This window comes from Mycobacterium sp. NGS48 (genome assembly GCF_059812585.1).
In genome coordinates this window covers 1-1,816 of the sequence record NZ_JCALCY010000039.1, presented here as the reverse complement: position 1 = coordinate 1,816, position 1,816 = coordinate 1, and the positions used below count along the sequence as shown (strand labels likewise).

The following is a 1,816-nucleotide window of genomic DNA, read 5'->3' as shown; positions in this document are numbered from 1 at the left end:
TTTGCTTGCTAGATGCTCGCAACCACTATCCACAACTCAAACACCACACCCCACCACCAAGATGGAGCGACAACACCAGGTGCTGCCTCAAAGCCCAATAGTGTGCCGGCGATCTCGCTTGTTGTTGTGCACCCAACCGAAGGCCACTACAGCCCCCGATTCCATCACAGCTCACACCCCACCTGATATGGAGTGTTTTTCGTGGTGCTCCTTAGAAAGGAGGTGATCCAGCCGCACCTTCCGGTACGGCTACCTTGTTACGACTTCGTCCCAATCGCCGATCCCACCTTCGACCACTCCCTCCCACAAGGGGTTAGGCCATGGGCTTCGGGTGTTACCGACTTTCATGACGTGACGGGCGGTGTGTACAAGGCCCGGGAACGTATTCACCGCAGCGTTGCTGATCTGCGATTACTAGCGACTCCGACTTCACGGGGTCGAGTTGCAGACCCCGATCCGAACTGAGACCGGCTTTAAAGGATTCGCTAAACCTCACGGCATCGCAGCCCTTTGTACCGGCCATTGTAGCATGTGTGAAGCCCTGGACATAAGGGGCATGATGACTTGACGTCATCCCCACCTTCCTCCGAGTTGACCCCGGCAGTCTCTCACGAGTCCCCGGCATTACCCGCTGGCAACATGAGACAAGGGTTGCGCTCGTTGCGGGACTTAACCCAACATCTCACGACACGAGCTGACGACAGCCATGCACCACCTGCACACAGACCACAAGGGAACCCCTATCTCTAGGAGCGTCCTGTGCATGTCAAACCCAGGTAAGGTTCTTCGCGTTGCATCGAATTAATCCACATGCTCCGCCGCTTGTGCGGGCCCCCGTCAATTCCTTTGAGTTTTAGCCTTGCGGCCGTACTCCCCAGGCGGGGTACTTAATGCGTTAGCTACGGCACGGATCCCAAGGAAGGAAACCCACACCTAGTACCCACCGTTTACGGCGTGGACTACCAGGGTATCTAATCCTGTTCGCTCCCCACGCTTTCGCTCCTCAGCGTCAGTTACTGCCCAGAGACCCGCCTTCGCCACCGGTGTTCCTCCTGATATCTGCGCATTCCACCGCTACACCAGGAATTCCAGTCTCCCCTGCAGTACTCCAGTCTGCCCGTATCGCCCGCACGCTCACAGTTAAGCCGTGAGATTTCACGAACAACGCGACAAACCACCTACGAGCTCTTTACGCCCAGTAATTCCGGACAACGCTCGCACCCTACGTATTACCGCGGCTGCTGGCACGTAGTTGGCCGGTGCTTCTTCTCCACCTACCGTCACCACCCTTACGGGCAGCTTCGTCGATGGTGAAAGAGGTTTACAACCCGAAGGCCGTCATCCCCCACGCGGCGTCGCTGCATCAGGCTTGCGCCCATTGTGCAATATTCCCCACTGCTGCCTCCCGTAGGAGTCTGGGCCGTATCTCAGTCCCAGTGTGGCCGGACACCCTCTCAGGCCGGCTACCCGTCGTCGCCTTGGTAGGCCATCACCCCACCAACAAGCTGATAGGCCGCGGGCCCATCCCACACCGCAAAAGCTTTCCACCACAACCCATGCAGGCCGTAGTCCTATCCGGTATTAGACCCAGTTTCCCAAGCTTATCCCGAAGTGCAGGGCAGATCACCCACGTGTTACTCACCCGTTCGCCACTCGAGTATCTCCGAAGAGACCTTTCCGTTCGACTTGCATGTGTTAAGCACGCCGCCAGCGTTCGTCCTGAGCCAGGATCAAACTCTCCAAACAAAAACCCCCACACCAAAGTGGGCAGAATTCAAATCAGAGAAAAATCTGACCAAAGCAAGACACCAAAAAA

General features: G+C 56.9%; 1 rRNA gene. It reads right to left on the bottom strand.

Annotated features, from left to right (window positions below):
* Window positions 1–215 precede the first annotated feature (215 nt).
* Window positions 216–1,746: ribosomal RNA gene (locus AC5Y42_RS23545) — 16S ribosomal RNA — on the bottom strand.
* Between the last annotated feature and the right edge of the window lie 70 nt (window positions 1,747–1,816).